17 protein-coding genes are annotated in these 18,130 nt (G+C 45.8%); 9 read left to right on the forward strand and 8 right to left on the reverse strand.

From position 1 onward, the window contains the following. The 6 genes from E3D00_RS03655 to E3D00_RS03680 form a co-directional block, all read right to left on the reverse strand. Entirely contained in the window at nucleotides 1-459 is a 459-nt protein-coding gene (locus E3D00_RS03655; protein ID WP_246091489.1) for a GlcG/HbpS family heme-binding protein, read from the reverse strand. A gap of 66 nt (nucleotides 460-525) precedes the next feature. After that, the gene (locus E3D00_RS03660; protein ID WP_141460035.1) at nucleotides 526-2,160 is read right to left on the reverse strand and encodes a GMC family oxidoreductase; all 1,635 of its coding nucleotides are present in this window, start codon (nucleotides 2,158-2,160) and stop codon (nucleotides 526-528) included. Between the two features lie 18 nt (nucleotides 2,161-2,178). Beyond that, nucleotides 2,179-3,636, reverse strand: coding sequence for a c-type cytochrome (locus E3D00_RS03665; RefSeq protein ID WP_141460037.1), 1,458 nt, complete (start codon nucleotides 3,634-3,636; stop codon nucleotides 2,179-2,181). A gap of 17 nt (nucleotides 3,637-3,653) precedes the next feature. Further along, nucleotides 3,654-4,190 (reverse strand): sugar dehydrogenase complex small subunit, encoded by a 537-nt coding sequence (locus E3D00_RS03670; protein WP_141460039.1) that lies wholly within the window; start codon nucleotides 4,188-4,190, stop codon nucleotides 3,654-3,656. Nucleotides 4,191-4,433: 243 nt separating this feature from the next. Continuing rightward, nucleotides 4,434-4,907 carry a CHAP domain-containing protein gene (locus tag E3D00_RS03675; RefSeq protein ID WP_141460041.1) on the reverse strand — a complete coding sequence of 158 codons (474 nt, stop codon included), beginning with the start codon at nucleotides 4,905-4,907 and terminating at the stop codon, nucleotides 4,434-4,436. Further along, complete coding sequence (locus E3D00_RS03680; protein ID WP_141460043.1) at nucleotides 4,904-5,512, reverse strand: regulatory protein RecX; 609 nt, start codon at nucleotides 5,510-5,512, stop codon at nucleotides 4,904-4,906. Before E3D00_RS03680 ends, E3D00_RS03675 begins: the two co-directional genes overlap by 4 nt. 64 nt (nucleotides 5,513-5,576) lie before the next feature. On the opposite strand from E3D00_RS03680, the gene E3D00_RS03685 reads away from it, so the two are divergent. From E3D00_RS03685 to E3D00_RS03725, 9 genes are all read left to right on the forward strand, one after another. Continuing rightward, nucleotides 5,577-7,154 (forward strand): D-aminopeptidase, encoded by a 1,578-nt coding sequence (locus tag E3D00_RS03685; protein ID WP_141460045.1) that lies wholly within the window; start codon nucleotides 5,577-5,579, stop codon nucleotides 7,152-7,154. Between the two features lie 148 nt (nucleotides 7,155-7,302). Further along, nucleotides 7,303-8,505 (forward strand): aspartate aminotransferase family protein, encoded by a 1,203-nt coding sequence (locus tag E3D00_RS03690; protein WP_141460047.1) that lies wholly within the window; start codon nucleotides 7,303-7,305, stop codon nucleotides 8,503-8,505. Between the two features lie 41 nt (nucleotides 8,506-8,546). After that, complete coding sequence (argF, locus tag E3D00_RS03695; protein WP_141462358.1) at nucleotides 8,547-9,476, forward strand: ornithine carbamoyltransferase; 930 nt, start codon at nucleotides 8,547-8,549, stop codon at nucleotides 9,474-9,476. Beyond that, nucleotides 9,476-10,405: an Hsp33 family molecular chaperone HslO gene (gene hslO, locus E3D00_RS03700; protein WP_181442008.1), complete on the forward strand. Its 930-nt coding sequence runs from the start codon at nucleotides 9,476-9,478 to the stop codon at nucleotides 10,403-10,405. The genes argF and hslO overlap by 1 nt, the downstream gene beginning before the upstream one ends. Next, nucleotides 10,402-11,448 (forward strand): hypothetical protein, encoded by a 1,047-nt coding sequence (locus E3D00_RS03705; RefSeq protein WP_141460051.1) that lies wholly within the window; start codon nucleotides 10,402-10,404, stop codon nucleotides 11,446-11,448. The genes hslO and E3D00_RS03705 overlap by 4 nt, the downstream gene beginning before the upstream one ends. 10 nt (nucleotides 11,449-11,458) lie before the next feature. Next, nucleotides 11,459-12,172 (forward strand): hypothetical protein, encoded by a 714-nt coding sequence (locus E3D00_RS03710; protein ID WP_141460053.1) that lies wholly within the window; start codon nucleotides 11,459-11,461, stop codon nucleotides 12,170-12,172. Between the two features lie 200 nt (nucleotides 12,173-12,372). Further along, nucleotides 12,373-13,083, forward strand: coding sequence for a gluconate 2-dehydrogenase subunit 3 family protein (locus tag E3D00_RS03715; protein WP_141460055.1), 711 nt, complete (start codon nucleotides 12,373-12,375; stop codon nucleotides 13,081-13,083). A gap of 3 nt (nucleotides 13,084-13,086) precedes the next feature. Further along, nucleotides 13,087-14,865 carry a GMC family oxidoreductase gene (locus E3D00_RS03720; protein ID WP_141460057.1) on the forward strand — a complete coding sequence of 593 codons (1,779 nt, stop codon included), beginning with the start codon at nucleotides 13,087-13,089 and terminating at the stop codon, nucleotides 14,863-14,865. Continuing rightward, nucleotides 14,862-16,175, forward strand: a complete 1,314-nt coding sequence (locus E3D00_RS03725) for a c-type cytochrome (protein ID WP_141460059.1) — start codon at nucleotides 14,862-14,864, stop codon at nucleotides 16,173-16,175. The genes E3D00_RS03720 and E3D00_RS03725 overlap by 4 nt, the downstream gene beginning before the upstream one ends. Nucleotides 16,176-16,180: 5 nt before the next feature. On the opposite strand, the gene E3D00_RS03730 is transcribed toward E3D00_RS03725, so the two are convergent. Both E3D00_RS03730 and E3D00_RS03735 read right to left on the reverse strand, forming a co-directional pair. Beyond that, nucleotides 16,181-17,437 carry a glycine-rich domain-containing protein gene (locus E3D00_RS03730; protein ID WP_141460061.1) on the reverse strand — a complete coding sequence of 419 codons (1,257 nt, stop codon included), beginning with the start codon at nucleotides 17,435-17,437 and terminating at the stop codon, nucleotides 16,181-16,183. 1 nt (nucleotide 17,438) lies between these two features. Continuing rightward, nucleotides 17,439-18,128 carry a hypothetical protein gene (locus tag E3D00_RS03735; RefSeq protein WP_141460063.1) on the reverse strand — a complete coding sequence of 230 codons (690 nt, stop codon included), beginning with the start codon at nucleotides 18,126-18,128 and terminating at the stop codon, nucleotides 17,439-17,441. Between the last annotated feature and the right edge of the window lie 2 nt (nucleotides 18,129-18,130).

The raw sequence follows: 18,130 nt of genomic DNA on the forward strand, positions 1-18,130 counted from the left end.
TCAGTCAGCCTTCTGCAAAGACTCGCTTTTTAAAACAGCTTCCACAGAAGCTTGCGCCAGATTTGCATCTGTCTCACCTTCTCCGCCGCTCAAACCAAGCGCGCCAATCATTTTACCATTGACTGTAATCGGGTAACCACCGCCCGCAGGTAACGCATTTGGCAGAGTTGCAATCATGTAATTCCCTTTATTAAGGGCATGCTCCATTTTTACCGTAGGGCGAGCAAAAAACAGCGCTGTCTTCGCTTTACGGATCGCAAGCTCTGTGCTGCCAAGCTGTGTGCCATCCATTCGCTGGAAAGCAACCAGATTGCCCCCCGCATCAACAATAGCAACAGCAATATTTGCATGTGCCGCTACCGCTTCTTTTTTTGCTTGATCAATCAAAACAAGTGCGTTTTTTAAATTCACATCCATCTCCTGAGCCATACTTTTTGTCGCCATAAGGGGTTGAGCCAAAAGGAAAGCTCCAATCGTAGCCGCACTTATAGTTTTTTTATTCAACCAAATTCGTTTCATTCGTTGTTACCCGTTCTTATGATCTGCAAGAATTGCATCACCGGCACGCAGAGATAACGCTGCCATTGTTAACGTCGAGTTGACTGTCCCTGAAGCTGCCATGGCAGCGCCTGTTGCCAAAAACAAATTTGCATGATCGTGCGTCCTCAACCATGAATCCACAACAGAATCACGCGGATCATGCCCCATAATCGTTCCCCCTGTGATATGATTGTTGGGGGTGAAATAAGGTGTCATCTCAATTTCTGTTCCGCCCATTGCCTGCGCGATGTCCATTAGCCTTTTACGAGAAATAACCGCAGATTTTCGTACATATTCCCCAACATCATACGTTACTTCTGGGTGAGGGATTCCCAGCGCATCCTTATGATCTTTGGAAAGAACCAAGCGATTTTCTGGATTAGGAAGAACTTCATGGTTGGCATAAATATCAACGCCATGCGCTGTTCTACGCCGGATTTCTTCATCCAGCTTCTTTCCTACCAACCCCATTGAAAGCGCTTTCATACCAGCGCGTGAGTTTTGTGCTGTATTATTATATCCTATTTGAGTTGCTGCATATTCCGAGCGGAAGTCACCATCCCGAAAGTTCGTAATCGAACTCATCTGAACAGACCCACCACCAGCCCAAACAGGATCTTTAGATTGAAAGCTCATCCCGATCCCAGGATGATCCATCATATTCCGTCCAACCTGATCGGACGAGTTCGCAATTCCATGCGGATTACGATCATTGGCCGCTAGCAATAAAAGTTTAGGGGTTTCAATGCCATTAGCTGCAATTACAAATGTCTTAGCCGTTACACGATAAGAACGTTTCTCTGGGTCATAAAAGCGTAGAGCCGTTACTTTATTATTTCCATCTGTCTCAATTGCATACACCACAGAGTTCGGAATAATCCTCGCCCCATGTTGTTCCGCTTTAACCGCAGCATAAACACCATTATACATAGCCCCAATCGGGCAGATCGGCATGCAATTGTTATTCCCACAGCATTGTGGCCGACCATCATACGGACGGCTGTTTCTCGCTTGCGGTACGGGGGTATTATCAAACCCTAATTTGCGTGCAATCTCTGTAAAGGTACGATCGCCATAGCCATAAGGCATAGATGTCATAGGCCATGGATGTTGCCGAGGAGCAGAAGGAACAATATCCTGCTCATTCGGGCCCATAACACCCATTTCCAGTTCTGCTGCGTAATAATAGGGCTCAAGCTCATTATAACTCAAAGCATAATCACGCCCCACCCCAAACTTGCTATGAAGCTGAAAATCATTCGGCAAATAGCGCCAACTTGAAGCCGCCCAATGCCACGTGGTGCCACCAACGCCTTTTATGATACCTTGTCGATAAGCCGTCTTATCTGGCCCTTTAACAATTAAATATCCATTATCCGGGAAATAGTTTGTATGAGGCGCCCATGGCACACTTGGATAAGGTGTTGCGTAATCATATTGAGATTTATTTTCGGGAGGCATAGCACGCCAGTTCTCAACAATCTGGGCACGGTCCCGACGTGGCCCTGCATCCAGCAGCAATACCGACAAACCATTCCGTGCCAGCTTATGAGCCAACATTGAACCACATATTCCTGCGCCTGCAATAACGACATCGGCTGAAAGATTTTGATCCGTCATAAATAAATATCCCTAATGTCACAGACTACGGCGCGCACGGAAAAGACGACGCACCCCAAAAATAACGAGTATTATTAAAACTATCCCAGCAACGGCCATGCTCATCATCACAGAAGGGCGGCCTAACTGTGCGATGGCAACGGGCTTACCGCCTGTTCGAATTTGATGAACAAACTCTGGTGTCACCAAAGCCCGCGTATTCCCAAAATGACTTAAAACATAGTCCGCAACGCTCGCGACCTGCACATCATTTAATGGCTGCACTAAAGCATGAGCTCCAAAGGCAGGCATGAGAGTTTCATGCGTTGCTACCGTCCGGTCAACGCCATATAAAATACTAGCAACTAAATCTGTCGGATCACTCTGGCCTGTTGTCGTATTTCCAACCAACGAAGGATATTGGCCATCTGGAGTGCCTCTTCCATTACTTTGATGGCAACTGGCACAGCTTTCTTCATACAAAACAGCACCATCCGTTACACCATCAATCGTGCTATTCGCGCGACGATCAAAGGCTGATAGAACAGCATATCCTGAGGGATGACCACCATGATTAAAGTTGGCTGCCGTATCTGCACTACTCCGAATTGGGGGGACGGAACGCAAAAACGTAATCATAGCCGAAATATCTCTATCCGGAAGATATTGCAGACTATGCTGCACAGCTTCTGCCATAGGGCCGGCTGCGCGGGCATGTGCAATTTTTCCTGTTTTTAGATACTCGAACAGATCATCATCGGACCAGCCTCCAATCCCGCTTATCGGATCACTTGTAATATTGGGAGCACGCCAAGACCCTACATCTGATCCTGCCAAATACTGAGATTGTTTTGAAACCAAAAAGAAATTGCGTGGCGTATGACATTCACCACAATGTGCCAATTGATCAACTAAATATCGCCCACGGTTCCAATCATCGCTCTGCGAATGGTCAAAAACGTAGGGTGTGTCACGATTTCTAGCAATCAGCTTCCAAACACCAAGAGATGCCCGAATTGAAAATGGAAATGGCAGTTTGGTTTGTGGTGCCGCCTCATCAACAGCAGGCACTTCATGCATAATATAAGCATAAAGGGACTTAATATCTGCATCTGTTAACTGGCTATATGCATCATAAGGCATGGCAGGATATAAGTTACTGCCATCCGCACGAACGCCCTCCCGCAAAACACGTGTGAATTGTTCTAACGTATAATTCCCAATCCCGTATTTTTTCGATGGGGTTATGTTCGTTGAATAAATATTCCCCATAGGAGAGGCAATGGCGTAACCTCCCGCCAGGAATTGTCCGTCTTTATTATTTGTATGACAAGCCGCACAATCAGCAGCAATGGCCAGATAATGCCCTCGGCTAATCGACGGGTGCTTCGCAGATTCAGGAACAGGCGCCGTCGGTTGTGCATAAGATGAAACTCCCATCATACCACAAGAACCGAGCAGCACCGCCATGAGCCCACGCTTGAATATATATTTCATAACAAACGTTTTCCGTCTTAAAAAATGGGAAGGGCTGAAACAGGATTAGGATCTGCTAGCCAATAATTTGGGCCATTATGCGCATATGTTGGAACCGGAATATTATCGCGCGATACCTGATACATTAATGCTTTTTCAAAGGTATAAACCTGCGCATTCGTTCCGTCTTCTAAAATACCGGCATACCAAGCACGGACAATGCGTAATATAAATGAATGCAATGGATCATCCCGCAAAGCATCTGCCATTGCATCAATATCAGAGTATTTCTCTGTAATGATCCGCTTATTTAAATCCTCAACATGCATGGCAAAATGTGGATCTTGTTTTGACAATCCATTTGCCAACGCAATGCCTGTTTCGTTTTCAAGATGATTATGCCCCGTAACAAACCGAGACAAAGCCATAAAAGACGCAACGGTCTCATCACTAACCGCAATCTCTTCTGGCGTTTGTGCCTGAGCATAACCACTCAAATGGCCTGATACTATGGCCGCACCGGTCATTAAGGCAAAACGACGCCTTGTCATCAAAAAGGAAGGCCTGCCTGCCATTGGGCTTAAATCCTTATAATCAACATCTGTTTTAATAAAAACTGACCAAATATATTTAAAAAATACTTAACCAGCCTTATCTCTAATGCTGGTTTCCTTTGCAAAATCCACCCAAGAGCAAAAGTGACAAAAGCGTGATTTTTATTACACTACACCTTCTTTGATCTACTACCGACTATAAAATGGCTATATTCTTTTACTTTTAATGCTTTATACGATTTTGTGTTTTTATTAATTTATATTTTAAGAACTCCCATCGCCAAAACGAGAAATAAAGCCATATGTCGCATAAGGCCGCCGTCCCATTTTATGAATCGGCGCCCACCAGACACGGACCATCGTCCAGTTATGCGCAGCTGAAATATCCGTTACAGGAACGTTATGGTCTATTCTCCCCGGCTCCCAATTGGCGTGGTCAACCAGAATGGTGTGTTCTCCCACTTGGCGGCGCACAATGGAAACATGCCCACTCGGCACACGTGATGTCGCACGGAAAACAAGCACAGACCCGGGAGTTGGTATTTGTGTCCTCGCATAACGCCCAGCAGCCTGACGCCACCACGTTGCCGCATCACCTCTCAACTTTAACCCCGTATGAGCACGTGCATAAGGAGCGCATTGTATAGGCCCATTAAAACTGGCTCGGCTATACTCATATCGGTTTCCTCCACAAGCTGCCAACCCCAGACACGCCCATAGAACAAAGAGCTTTTTCATAAACGGCTCCGCAACGTGATAATTTTATCTTCTGCTTCTTCACGCCCCATGTGCAAAGCTTCCATAGCAATATTTTGTGAAAACCCATTCCGAGCAAAAATACCTAACGCTTTTTGTTGATCCTCTTCTTTGTCAGGACGACAAAAAGGCCCTAAACGTCGTTTACGCGCCAACGTCAAAGCCGCACCAAGCTCCGCCTCATATGCAGCATCATCCGACTTATGGCCCAGCGCTTCATCCAGAACATGCTGTGTTAAATCTTGGTCAACACCCTTCATCGCCAGATGAGCCTCAACAGCCCGCCGTGATCGTCCTGTGCGTGTTAAATTTTCAGCTTTCGTCCGTGCGAATTGTGTATCATCAATAGCACCCAAACTGACCATATCAGCCACGACCTTGGCTAAACAGGGTTGAAGAGAAGTGAAAACATCCTGAATTTCTTCCGGCAACATGCCTTCCCGTTCGGCTCTTGCACCCCACCGCTTCAGCCGCCGTTCCAACACATGATACAAACCTTTCTCTGTCGCTGAGAAACGCGCAAGATGAGACAGAGCTGCATCGCGCAGATATTGATGATCAGGAATTTTTAAAACATCACGACTCATAGTTTTCTACTATGAGACACGCAAAGCATTTACGACAAGAGCATAAGACGCCATCATCTCAATTATGACCGACTCTTCTCTTATAAGCCGCCTTGAAAATGCCATTTCCTCTTTACCCGACCGTTACCCGGGCCCAGGAGGAGCTGTTGCTATTGTCAAGGATGGGAAAACCCTCATACGGCATACATGGGGTTACGCTAATATAGAAAGACGCATTCCTTTTACTCCAGCGTCCCTCTTTCGCATGTGCTCCATTACTAAACAATTCACATGCGGCGTCATGTTAGATCTGTTTCCTGACCCATCAGAACTGGATCGTGATCTTGATGAGCGTCTTCCTCAACTGGATGAACCTTCTCCAACAATGCTTCATCTCGCTCATAATCAATCTGGCTTGAGAGATTATTGGGCTGTCGCCATGCTTCACGGCTCTCCCATCGAAGGCGCTTTTGGAGACCGGGAAGCTGACCACGTTATTCGTGGAACACGCACTCTTCAATTCCAACCGGGAACCTCTTATTCCTACGTTAATCAAAATTTTCGCCTTATTTCAGATATTCTACAAGACCGTACAGAGCGCCATTTCTCTGAACTTCTTCAAAAATCTATTTTTGAACCCGCCAATATGGAACGCGCCATTTTGGCAGCTGACACACGCGCCATGCCCGACGGCACGACCGGATACGAAGGGACTGTAGAAACAGGGTTCAGAGCAGCTGTTAATAATATTATCTGGACTGGCGATGCAGGTCTTGGCGCATCATTAGATGATATGATTGCGTGGGAAAAATTTATTGATAGCACACACCATAATCCTGATGGACTTTATAACCGTTTAAGCGCCCCTACTTATTTTGATAATGGCTCCCCCGCTTCTTATGGCTTCGGCTTACAAAGAGCTGAAATGTTTGGGCATAAAGTTACTCTCCATGGGGGCGCTTTAAGAGGGTGGCGCTCTCATCGACTGCATGTCGCCTCGCAGCGATTATCAATCGTCGTGATGTTTAATCACATGTCGCCTGCTCATCTTGCAGCATCATCCCTCTTGGCCACCGCGTTAAATATTCCAAAAAACGATACTCCGCCGTCTTCAATCTCTTCCAATCTTTATGGAGCCTACCTCGAAGAAGATACCGGCCTTTCTGTCCGAATCGAACCAGACAATCTTAATGGCATTCGATTACGGTATCTTATGCTCCCCGAAGTCTTAACAAGCATTACTCCTAATCAAGCTGAATCAGCGAGTGTAACCCTTACACGCCATGATGAAAAACGCCTCATTATGGAGCGCCCAGCAGAAAACCGTCGAAGCATCCTAACAGAGTGTACTCCTTTTAACGCAAAAGAAGATCGTGCTGATCTCGAAGGAACATATCGGTGCAATGAACTTGATGAAGCAGAAATCACCATTTCTTTGACGGGAACTACAGTATACGGTGCTTTTTCTGGCATCCTTGGTGATGGGCAGATGGAACCCTTACGCCCCATCGCACAAGATTTATGGGTTCTGCCGTGCCCACGCGCACTCGATCATACCGCCCCCGGCGATTGGACACTATCATTCATCCGCGATGGCTCTGGGATTAAGGCCATCCGTGTTGGATGTTGGCTCGCTCGCGATCTTATTTATGACCGTGTTTAATATTTTATTTTTAAACAAAAATTGACTGAACACGTTCATCCTAACACTATATAAGCTTACAAATTTCTAGCCCTGCCATGGTCTTCCAAGGTGGGGGTTTTTGATTTTGTAATTCTGTTCACTATATCATCTAGGATCACCGATCATCATGATCTCCGCCCTTATGCCAAACTACAAACGCGCCGACCTTGCTTTTGAGCACGGAAATGGCGTCTGGCTAACGGCTTCTGATGGACGACGATATCTTGATTTTGCTGCAGGAATAGCCGTCTCGTCCCTTGGGCACGGTAATCCTAAACTGGTTAAGGCCATCGCTGAGCAAGCAGCAAAAGTGATGCATGTCTCCAACCTGTATCGCATTCCCCAAGCAGAGGAACTGGCAGAGCTTCTTGTAAAAAACAGCTTCGCGGATTCTGTGCTCTTTTGTAATTCTGGAGCAGAAGCTAACGAAGGAATGGTTAAGACCATTCGGCGCGCCCAATATGAAAACGGACATCCTGAACGCACCCGCATCCTGTGCTTTGATGGAGCCTTTCACGGGCGAACCTTAGCTATGATTTCAGCAACAGGAAATCCTGCTTATTTAAAAGGTTTTGGCCCCGTTGTAGACGGCTTTGACCATGCGCCTTTTAACAATACCAATACTCTACGTTCAGCCATCACGCCTGAAACAGCAGGCATTATCGTTGAGCCTATTCAAGGAGAAAGCGGGGTAAAGCCTGCAACAGAAAGCTTTATAAAAGCCCTACGCGCAGCGTGTGATGAATACGGAATTTATCTTGGCTTTGATGAAGTTCAAACAGGAATAGGCCGCACAGGAAAACTTTTTGCCCATGAATGGTTTGATGTTAAGCCTGATATTATATCATCAGCTAAAGGCATTGGTGGAGGTTTCCCCCTTGGCGCTGTCTTAGCGACAGAGGAATTAGCCAAACACTTAACCCCCGGATCCCACGGAACGACCTACGGCGGTAATCCTCTGGCCTGTAATGCAGGTATAATAGTTCTCAATGAAGTTTTAACTCCAGGCTTTATGTCCCATATCCAAGCCGTTGGAGAAGCTTTTGGGAAAATGTTGGATGATATTGTCCAACACTTTCCTCATATTTTTGATAGCGTACGTGGAATGGGCTTAATGCGTGGTTTACATTGTATTCCACCCGCTGGAGACGTTATGGCTGTGGCGCAGCATCATGGCCTCCTGACCGTTAGTGCGGGGGATAATGTCTTACGCCTCGTACCACCGCTCATTGTTACAGAAGAAGAGTGCCGAATGGCATATGATCTTCTCATTACAACAGCCCAAGACCTATCATCTACACAACACCCTCAACAGGAGAAAATATCGTGAGCTTGGCATCTGCCCCTTCAGCACCTTCAAAAGACAAGCATATGCTAAGACATTTTCTTGATATCCGTGACTTTAGCGGTAATACCATTAGGCAAATTATTGACCTATCAGCCAAAGTCAAAAAGCTCCAAAACAATCGCGCCAACCCTATACACCCCGATCGCCCTCTTGAAGGACGCGCTCTCGGACTAATCCTTGCACAGCCCTCAACACGTACACGTGTGTCTTTTGAAGTGGGAATGCGGCAATTAGGGGGAAATGTTTCTGTTCTTTCCCCCAGCGATATGCAGCTAGGTCGCGGGGAAAGTATTGCCGATACAGCTCGTGTTCTGTCTCGTTTTCTGGACGTTATCGTTCTACGGACGGGTCATGATGAAAACTTGAGAGAACTGGCTAAATGGAGCTCTGTTCCTGTTATAAATGGCCTTACTCCCGTTTCTCATCCAATTCAGATCTTAGCTGACATCCTAACATTTGAAGAACATCGCGGCTCTATTACAGGCAAAACAATAGCTTGGGTGGGAGATGGCAATAACGTTGCGACCTCTTTAATGGAAGCGGCCGCCCTTTTAAAATTCAACGTCCGACTTGCAACGCCAGTGCAATTCCCTCCTAGTGAAGACGCTATTTCTTGGGCACGTCAAAATGGTGCATCCATCGAAGTATTCACCGACCCACACGAGGCCGTTAAGGGCGCCGATGCTATCATCACTGACACATGGGTCAGCATGGGGGACGAAAATAAAGAACAACGCCTAAAAGCTTTCCAACCCTATCAGGTTGATCGCGCCCTTCTTGAAAAAGCTAATTCCAACGCCCTGTTTTTACACTGCCTTCCTGCCCATATTGGAGAAGAAGTGACAGCTGAGGTATTTGAAAGCCCAGCGTCCGTCGTCTTTGATGAGGCAGAAAACCGCCTCCACACACAAAAAGGCCTTCTTCTTTGGGCTTTAGGGAGAGAAAACGGGTGATCCACACACCACCATTTCTTGATACAAATCGACCAGATGTTCCTCATACGGTCATTGCTGGGGGAATTGTCCCTTTTCACTTAGAAAAATCCCCTGTTCGAGGCCGTTTAGTCCGCCTTGGCTCTTTAGCCGACGATATTTTGTCACGCCACGACAATCCAGACGTTGTTTCTCTCCTTGGGGGGGAAGCATTATCACTAGTCGCGGCAATGGCTTCAGCCCTGAAATTCCAAGGGTCTTTCTCCTTACAAATTAAAGGAGATGGTCCGGTTTCTATGCTTCTCGCCGATGCAACAGATACCGGAGATCTTCGTTTTTTCGCACGTTTGTCAGAAGATACAAATAAAGCAACTCTCCCTCAAAGTGCAAAAGAGCTTTTGGGCAATGGTTATTTTGCTTTTACGATTGATCAAGGCCCAGAAATGGACCGGCATCAAGGTGTGGTTGAAATAACCGGTGAAACCCTTTCCGAGATGGCTGTTCACTACTTTAAAACAAGTGAGCAGCATGATTGTTGGATTAAGCTTTTCTGCCAAAAAACATCTACTGGCTGGCAAGCAGGCGCTTTAGTTCTTGAGCGTATCGCAAATGAAGGGGGGATAAATCTTTTAGATGACAGCGAAGATACGTGGCAAACAGCCTGCACCTTCGCTGGAACACTTCAAGAAAAAGAAATTTTCGACGAAAATTTAGAAAGTAATATCCTCATTCAAAGGCTTTTTGGATCATTAGACGTGATTCCTGGAGCACCAAGAGCTTTGGCTTTTGGCTGCCGCTGCTCCAGAGCAAAACTCGCCAGTGTATTAGAGCGTTTTAGCTCAGACGATATTGACCATATGCTTGAAGAGGATACCATTACGATGAACTGTGAGTTCTGTAATGTTGGTTTTCACTTCACTCGTGATGAACTAAAGGATACAGCGGAATGATACACCCGCTACTGGAAGACGTTTTACTGGATGCTTCTCCTGTTACGGAGTTATACCCAGATTGGGAGCCAAAATCTCGTCATCCAGTGGTGGATCATTTTGAGGCGATCGTTTTTGAAGAAACCGCCAGCCATCGTCAAGCGTGTTGGTGGTTGGAAAACAACCGATACATAGGCAGTCATATCATTGTACTGCCAAAGGAAACTCAAAACCGCCTTTTAGTCAGTATGGATAAATTCTTCTGGGCTATCGCTGAGGGTATCCTTAAAGGAAATACCAACCCAGAAGAGAAGCGTTTTTTTTCAGATGAAACACCCCAAATTGTATCTCGTGAATTAGCTGCGACATGGTTGCATCGCCATGCACCCCACACTGTTTTTGTCGATATTAAAAACATCGACAATTCAAAATCTTTCACATGTCCAGATGGAAAAGTTTTAGTCGAAGGTCGACTACCAGCGCTCTTTGCTTCCAAACGCTTCTCTCTCGGCAGTAATCTTGTTGTTTCATCGCCCTTTTCAGCGATGCCTCTCCGCTCTCAAATAGAAATGAAATTAGACAGTACAATTACTGCATATCGTTTTTATGATGACATGGAAGATGTGGTTTTCTATCTCCTTTGGGATGAAAGCGAGCCCAATCAGCCGCCTTCTTTCTATTATCCTCAAGGCCCTCTCCTCATTAGTGAACCCGACATCGGGCCGCTACTCCCAGGGTGGATATTAGAGTGGTATAATCGTCATCCTGAGCATGAAAATCTTATCGAAACAGCGAGACCTTTCTTACCGGAGGATTATGGCGTTGGTCGTGCTTCTTCTATGCGCCTCCGCCAGCCAACACCGCAAGAATCAAAACCCAACCATCCACAGGACGCATCAAACTCTTCTGAGCCTCCCCCTCAACCATCAGAGGAGCAACAAGCTTCCCCTATATTCACACACTTTCTAAAATCACATACTATTAATGATTTAACTCAGACCGATAATTCATCTAAAAAAGGACTTATCGGTCGATTTAAGTCTCTTCTTGGAAAGAAGGAATAGTAGAAGTATCATGAAATCTTTCAAATATTCTCTGGCATTAGCTAGTACTATTCTGGTTGCAGCATGCTCATCGGGACATAAGGCTGAAGAAAACTTTTCTCCTCCCGACTATAGTTATCTATCTCCGATTCATTTGAACGTCGCAAATATCAATATCCAAGACAACACCTCTGTCGACTCAGACAATCTAGCCCCTCAAGCGCCAACCCCTCCCAACCAAGCTCTTCAGCAAATGGCGCAGCAACGCCTTATTGCCAATGGAACGAGTGGGAGTGCAGATTTTATTATTAAAAAAACTCAATACACAGCCATAGATCGCCATACTCTTAGCGGGACAATGGATGTTCAACTCGAGCTAACGGCTGAGAATAACCAAAAGAAAAGTTATATCGTTGCACACGTCTCACACCGACAAGAAACTGGGGACTATACAGCGTCATCACGCAAAGCACTCTATGATATGACCAACCAGCTCATGCAGGATATGAATGTTGAGCTTGAATTCCAAATCAATCACAAATTAGTGAGTTGGTTGAATGACGCAGCAGGAAACCCTCTGACAGGAAGTAAAATTCAACAACAAAACCTAGATAGCCCAAACGGCAAAATAGCCCCAGCAAACACAGTTTCAACACCAGTCCTGGCCGCGCCTTCAGCGCCACCTCCTCCTGTGACGGCTCCTGCCAATAATACACCAGATGCTATCTTTCCTACAGGGGGGTAACCTATTCCCTCTTTTTAAGAATTTCGTTAAGGAGGGATTCGTTTTTAACAAAAAGAGTTTATTAACGGGTTAAATACTAAACTAACTAATTCTTCAAAGAGGCTGTCGATCCCTCTTATTTTTCAGCCTCTTTAAACTCCACAATGGACTTGCATGCTTACCGCTTATCTACTCATCTGCCCCCCTCTTTGGAAACAGAAATGCCTCAAACAAATCTAACGTTTCTACGCCCCTTAAGACGTAGCTTTGTTAAAGGCTTATTAAGCTCCACGTCTTTCTTAATATTCGGGAAAGCCTTTCAAGCCGATACGGCACACGCTGCACATTCCCTTAAACACTATCAGCCAAAGTTTTTCTCTCCTGCTGAATATGATTTTTTAATCGCAGCAGCAGAACGTATCTACCCAGAAGACCAATATGGCCCTGGAGCAAAAACACTCGGCGTTCCAGAATTCATAGACCGACAAATGGATACACCATATGGGCACGGTTCTAATTGGTATATGTCTGGTCCTTTCGTTCAAGGTCCAGCCAATTTAGGCTACCAACTCCCGTATAATCCGCGTGATCTTTATCGTATCGGGCTCAAATATTTAAATACCTACGTACACCAAGAACATGGAAAATCCTTTCCTCAACTTACAGGAAAAGAACAAGACAACATACTCATTGCCCTTGAAGGAGGGTCTATTTCATTAGGTGATATTCCAGGACGGATCTTTTTCGAACAGCTTCGTTCCAATATCTTAGAAGGTGTTTTCTCTGATCCTATTTACGGCGGAAACAAAAACCTCGGCGGTTGGGTGACCATTGGTTTTCCTGGCGCACGAGCTGACTTTATGGATTGGGTTGACCAAAACGGTGCACGTTACCCGCTGGGCCCTGTCTCAATATCGGGTGAAACGGCTTAATCAATGTCTAAAAAACATATCGACGCTATTATTGTTGGTGCAGGATGGGCTGGATCTATCCTCGCTAAGGAGCTTATAGAGGCAGGCCTCTCAGTAACGATTTTGGAACGTGGGCCAGAGCGCACAACAGCTGTGGAAGGGGCCTACCCAGAATCAATTGATGAATTAAAAGGCGCCATACGAAAACGTCTCTTTCAAGACCTTTCCAAAAGCACTGTGACAGTCCGTAATACGATTGGCCAAACAGCACTTCCTTATCGTCAACTTGCTGCTTTCTTACCAGGAGAGGGCGTAGGAGGAGCAGGTCTCCATTGGTCAGGAGTCCATTTTCGTGTTCCTCCTGAAGATTTAAGATTACGTAGTGCTGTTATTGAAAAATATGGGGAAAAATTCATCCCCAAAGACATGAACCTGCAGGATTACGGTGTCACCTACAAAGAACTAGAGCCTTTTTTTGATAAAGCTGAAAAGGTTTTTGGTACTTCAGGAGAAGCTTATACCGTCAATGGTAAAGTCGTTGGAAATGGAAATATCTTCGCAGGCGATCGCTCTGACAACTTCCCTCTTCCGCCTATGCAAGATACTTACACCGCTCAGGTTTTTAGAAAAGCTGCTTCGCAAGCGGGTTACCACCCTTATTCTCTACCTGCAGCAAATGCATCTAAACCTTACACCAATACATATGGTTGCCAGATGGGGCCTTGTAACTTCTGCGGATATTGCAGCGGCTATGATTGCTACCTCTATTCAAAGGCCTCTCCGAACGTAAATATTTTACCAGCATTACGGCAGAGTCCTAATTTTTCTCTCATTCCCAACGCACATGTTTTACGGGTTAACCTTGATAAATCACGTACGAAGGCTACAGGTGTTACGTACGTCAATACCCAAACCAATACAGAAACAACCTTATCCGCCGATTTAGTGATCCTCGGAGCATTCCAATTCCATAACGTCCACCTGATGCTCGTTTCAGGAATTGGCAAACCTTACGATCCCGTTAAAAACACAGGAACAATTGGACGTAATTTCGTCTATCAAACCATTACCTCTTCACGCGTTTGGTTGCCTCCATCACAATATACAAATCAGTTTATCGGAGCAGGTGGCGTCGGTGTCGCCATTGATGATTTTAACAGTATGAATTTTGACCATGGGCCTTTAGGTTTTGTTGGAGGGTCTCCAATTTGGGTAAACCAAGCAGGCACAAAACCAATAGCAGCTGCCATTGGAGCGGGAGGCTCTGGTAGCCCTCGCTGGGGTACAAACTACAAAAAAGAACTCATAAATACTTATCAACACTCAATTGGTATTGATGCTCACGGTAGCAATATGGCCTACCGCGATGTCTATCTTGACCTCGATCCAACATGGAAAGATGCATACGGACAACCTCTCCTTCGCATGACTTTCACTTGGAAAGACAATGACATTCGAATGAACCAGTTTGTCGTTGGAAAAATTGATGCTATCGCCAAAGAATTAAACGCGACTAAAGCACATTTAGTCCACCTTAATGCTGGCCAACCATTTGACACACGACATTATCAAACGACCCACCTTGGCGGAGGGGCCATCATGGGAGAAAACCCCGAAACAAGTGCGCTCAACCGCTATTTACAAAGTTGGGACGTTTCGAATGTTTTCGTCATTGGTTCCAACGCTTTCCCTCAAGGAATGGGGTATAATCCAACAGGCTTGGTCGCGGCTCTTGCCTATTGGACAGCCTATCATATCCGAACAACCTATTTAAAATCTCCAGGACCGCTGGTGAAACTATGAAACTCTTTACATTACTTGTCCTGACAATATCGTTTCTATCTTTCTCAGAACACGCTCACGCTCAGACACGTGACGAATTAATCAAAGCGGGAAAATACTTATCTGAGGCGTCTGATTGCGCAGGCTGCCACTTCGCAGCTAATCGGCCCGATTTTGCAGGAGGGCAGCCTTTTGCCTTACCTATCGGCACGCTTTATTCAACCAATATCACGCCTGACCCAACGTATGGTATTGGCAATTACACAGAGCAAGATTTTAGTAACGCTGTTCGCAAAGGCATTCGCAAAGATGGATCATCCCTCTATCCCGCTATGCCCTTCCCTTCTTATGCCCGCCTTACAGACCAAGACATTCATGCCCTCTACACATATTTTCATTATGGTGTAGCGGCAGCACACATTGCACCGCTTAAAAATAAAATTTCTTGGCCTCTTTCAATGCGTTGGCCTCTTTATTTTTGGCGCACATTCTTTTCTTCCTCACCTGAAAAAGCCCAAAAAGCGACCTTTCAAAACTTCTCAGACCCAGAACTTCAACGCGGTGCTTACCTTGTAGAAGGACCTGGTCACTGCGGCGCATGCCACACACCCCGTTCTTTCACGATGGCAGAAAAAGCTCTTACCTATTCTGATGGTAAAAAATACCTATCAGGTGGAGAAAGCATTGACGGCTGGACCCCACCATCCCTACGTCAAGACAACCGCACAGGTCTAGGACGTTGGTCCGAACAAGATATTGTCACGTTTCTGAAAACAGGCAGAAACTCCCATGGGGAAACATTTGGAGCCATGACACCTGCTATTGTTCATGGAACACAATATCTCACAAACGCAGACTTACACGCCATAGCCAAATATCTTAAGTCCCTTTCCCCAGTCGACAAGAATGAAACCCCTTGGACTTATGATGTAAAGGTCACAAAAAAACTACACACAGCCGACCTCAGCCCTCGAGGCGCCCAAATTTATATTAACCGTTGTGCTGCTTGTCACCGAACAGATGGTGCCGGATACCCTGATGTTTTCCCTCCTCTCGCAGGGAACCCAGTCGTCATGGTTGCAGACCCAGCTTCTCTTGTACATATCATCCAAAGTGGTGCCACTTTACCATCAATGAAGACGGCTCCTTCTGCGATTACGATGCCTTCTTTCGCAAGCCAGCTCAGTGATCAAGATATAGCAGATGTTACAACCTTCATCCGGCAATCATGGGGCAACAATGCTAAAGCCATAAGCGCAAAAACCGTAAGCAAACTTAAAAAGGACATGCCTCCCATTAATATGGCGGATGGTCACGTCCCGCTCAATTAATTGATCTACGGCAGGAACCTATACATCACACAGCCACCATAACCCGCTCCACCTTTGGACTGAGTTCCCTCTGTGACTGTCGTATAGGCTCCTCCACCTCCACTACCAAACCGTGTAGCATCTCGCCCTCCATTGGCACCACACCGTCCACCGCCTCCCCACGGTCCGTCTCCTCCATTCCCTGAAAAACAAGCATCTCCAGCTTGCCCATCTCCACCAAAAGTCCCTATCTGATTCCAGATATTTCCTCCTAAAGCCGTACCTCCACTAGCTCCGGCTGACCCTGATGGCGCGTAAAATGACCCGCCTTGACCACCATTAGCTTGCAATAACGTCTGCCCATTATATGTCACAAGAGATGTACCGCCAGCTTGCTCAGTAGTCCCACCATATCCTACTGAAACTTCTAGCAACCCTCCATCCGTTGTATTGACATGATAAATCCCCCATGCGTCTCCGCCTGCTCCTCCACCTGCACCAGAGAAAGATCCCTTCAAAGATATTGAAGACGAGCTTGCTCCACCGCCTCCGCCTCCAATCACCCTTAATTCAACGCGATTAGCCCAAGCTGGTATCGAAACAGAAACTCCCGTTTCAACAAGTTGCATAGGAGTAGAAACTGCTTTTAATAATGTTTGCGTTGCCAGTTCAGGGATAGTCGGCCAGAAAACCTTGCCAGGTTGCCCTTGTATACCCTGCAATGATGTCGCATTACTCGGGATATCCAGAGTATAAAGCGCGACAATAATACTTCCTTCTGGAACCGGCGGTGCTTGTGTGGCCGCAACAAATGTAATCCCAGCGTGCCGGCGGATTGGTAACCCTTCTCCATTATTATTCATTCCGGCTTGTGTCTGCGAAGGGTTTGCCGCATTAAAAAAAGGAAGTACGACAGGATCAACATCCTGTTCAGAACAAATCCCAAACAAGGTATAAGTAGCTCCACTACTAGGAATAGTAACCCTTACCAAGCTTTCATTTTGATACTGACATGTTGTAATTGTTTTATCAGGCTCATATCCACCTCCAATGCCACCGAAAGTATTTACATCCATCACACTCGGAGCCGTAATTGTTCCTGCACCAATCATCACAGATAAGTCTGTCGATGATGGTGTACAAGTTAGACCAGATGCAGCAATACTTCCTGGGCCATACACCATATCGGCCAAAGCACCGATACCCGCTTTTGTATACTTCCCAATGCGTAATAAATCTGTATCCACTGGAATAGCTCCAGGATAAACAATTGCTCGATCCATTTTAATTCTCCACTCGAACCCAGCCGATAACCCCAGCGGCAGATGTTCTCTCAATAATGTCATAAATAACGTGATGATTGGTGTTTTGACCGGAAACTACTTCAATAAAAAACTGTCCACCATCCAAATGCCCATACCGTAAGCCATTACATCCATAACCATAGCCGCCCCCACATTCAGGTGCAGCAAGGGTACCGAACGCATGACAATCTTCCGCATTTGTTGGCTCTATAATAATGGGGTTTGTCTGTGTCATACTTTGCACAGCATTAAAAACAGCTAGGCGTGTATTGTTTTTATTTCGTAATGTTTTGATGATGCGTATTCTGTAATCGTCATCTTTTTCCTGTGCTTGCCTCGGTAAATGATCTTCTCCAAAGAAATCAAGCGCAAATATATCCAAAAACGCCCCTACCATCGTCTTTAAACGTAGTTGCTTTTTTGCTTCTTCCATTAAACTCCAGAGAGCCGAGAAGATTGAGGCAAAACTCTTTAAAAGAGCCACTAATATAGGTGCTTGCTCTTCTTCTAAATCCTTAGGGGGGGCAGGGAACCACCCTGATGGCAATAAGCCACGCAGTCGATTAACAAAATTATCAATAGATCCTAGTGGAAAACCCGTATCAAAAAGAGGTTTTCCATCCGTTGACTGTAAAACAACATTATGAGTATCTCTTAATTTTCCGTCCACCG

Source organism: Swingsia samuiensis (assembly GCF_006542355.1).
GTDB lineage: Bacteria > Pseudomonadota > Alphaproteobacteria > Acetobacterales > Acetobacteraceae > Gluconobacter > Gluconobacter samuiensis.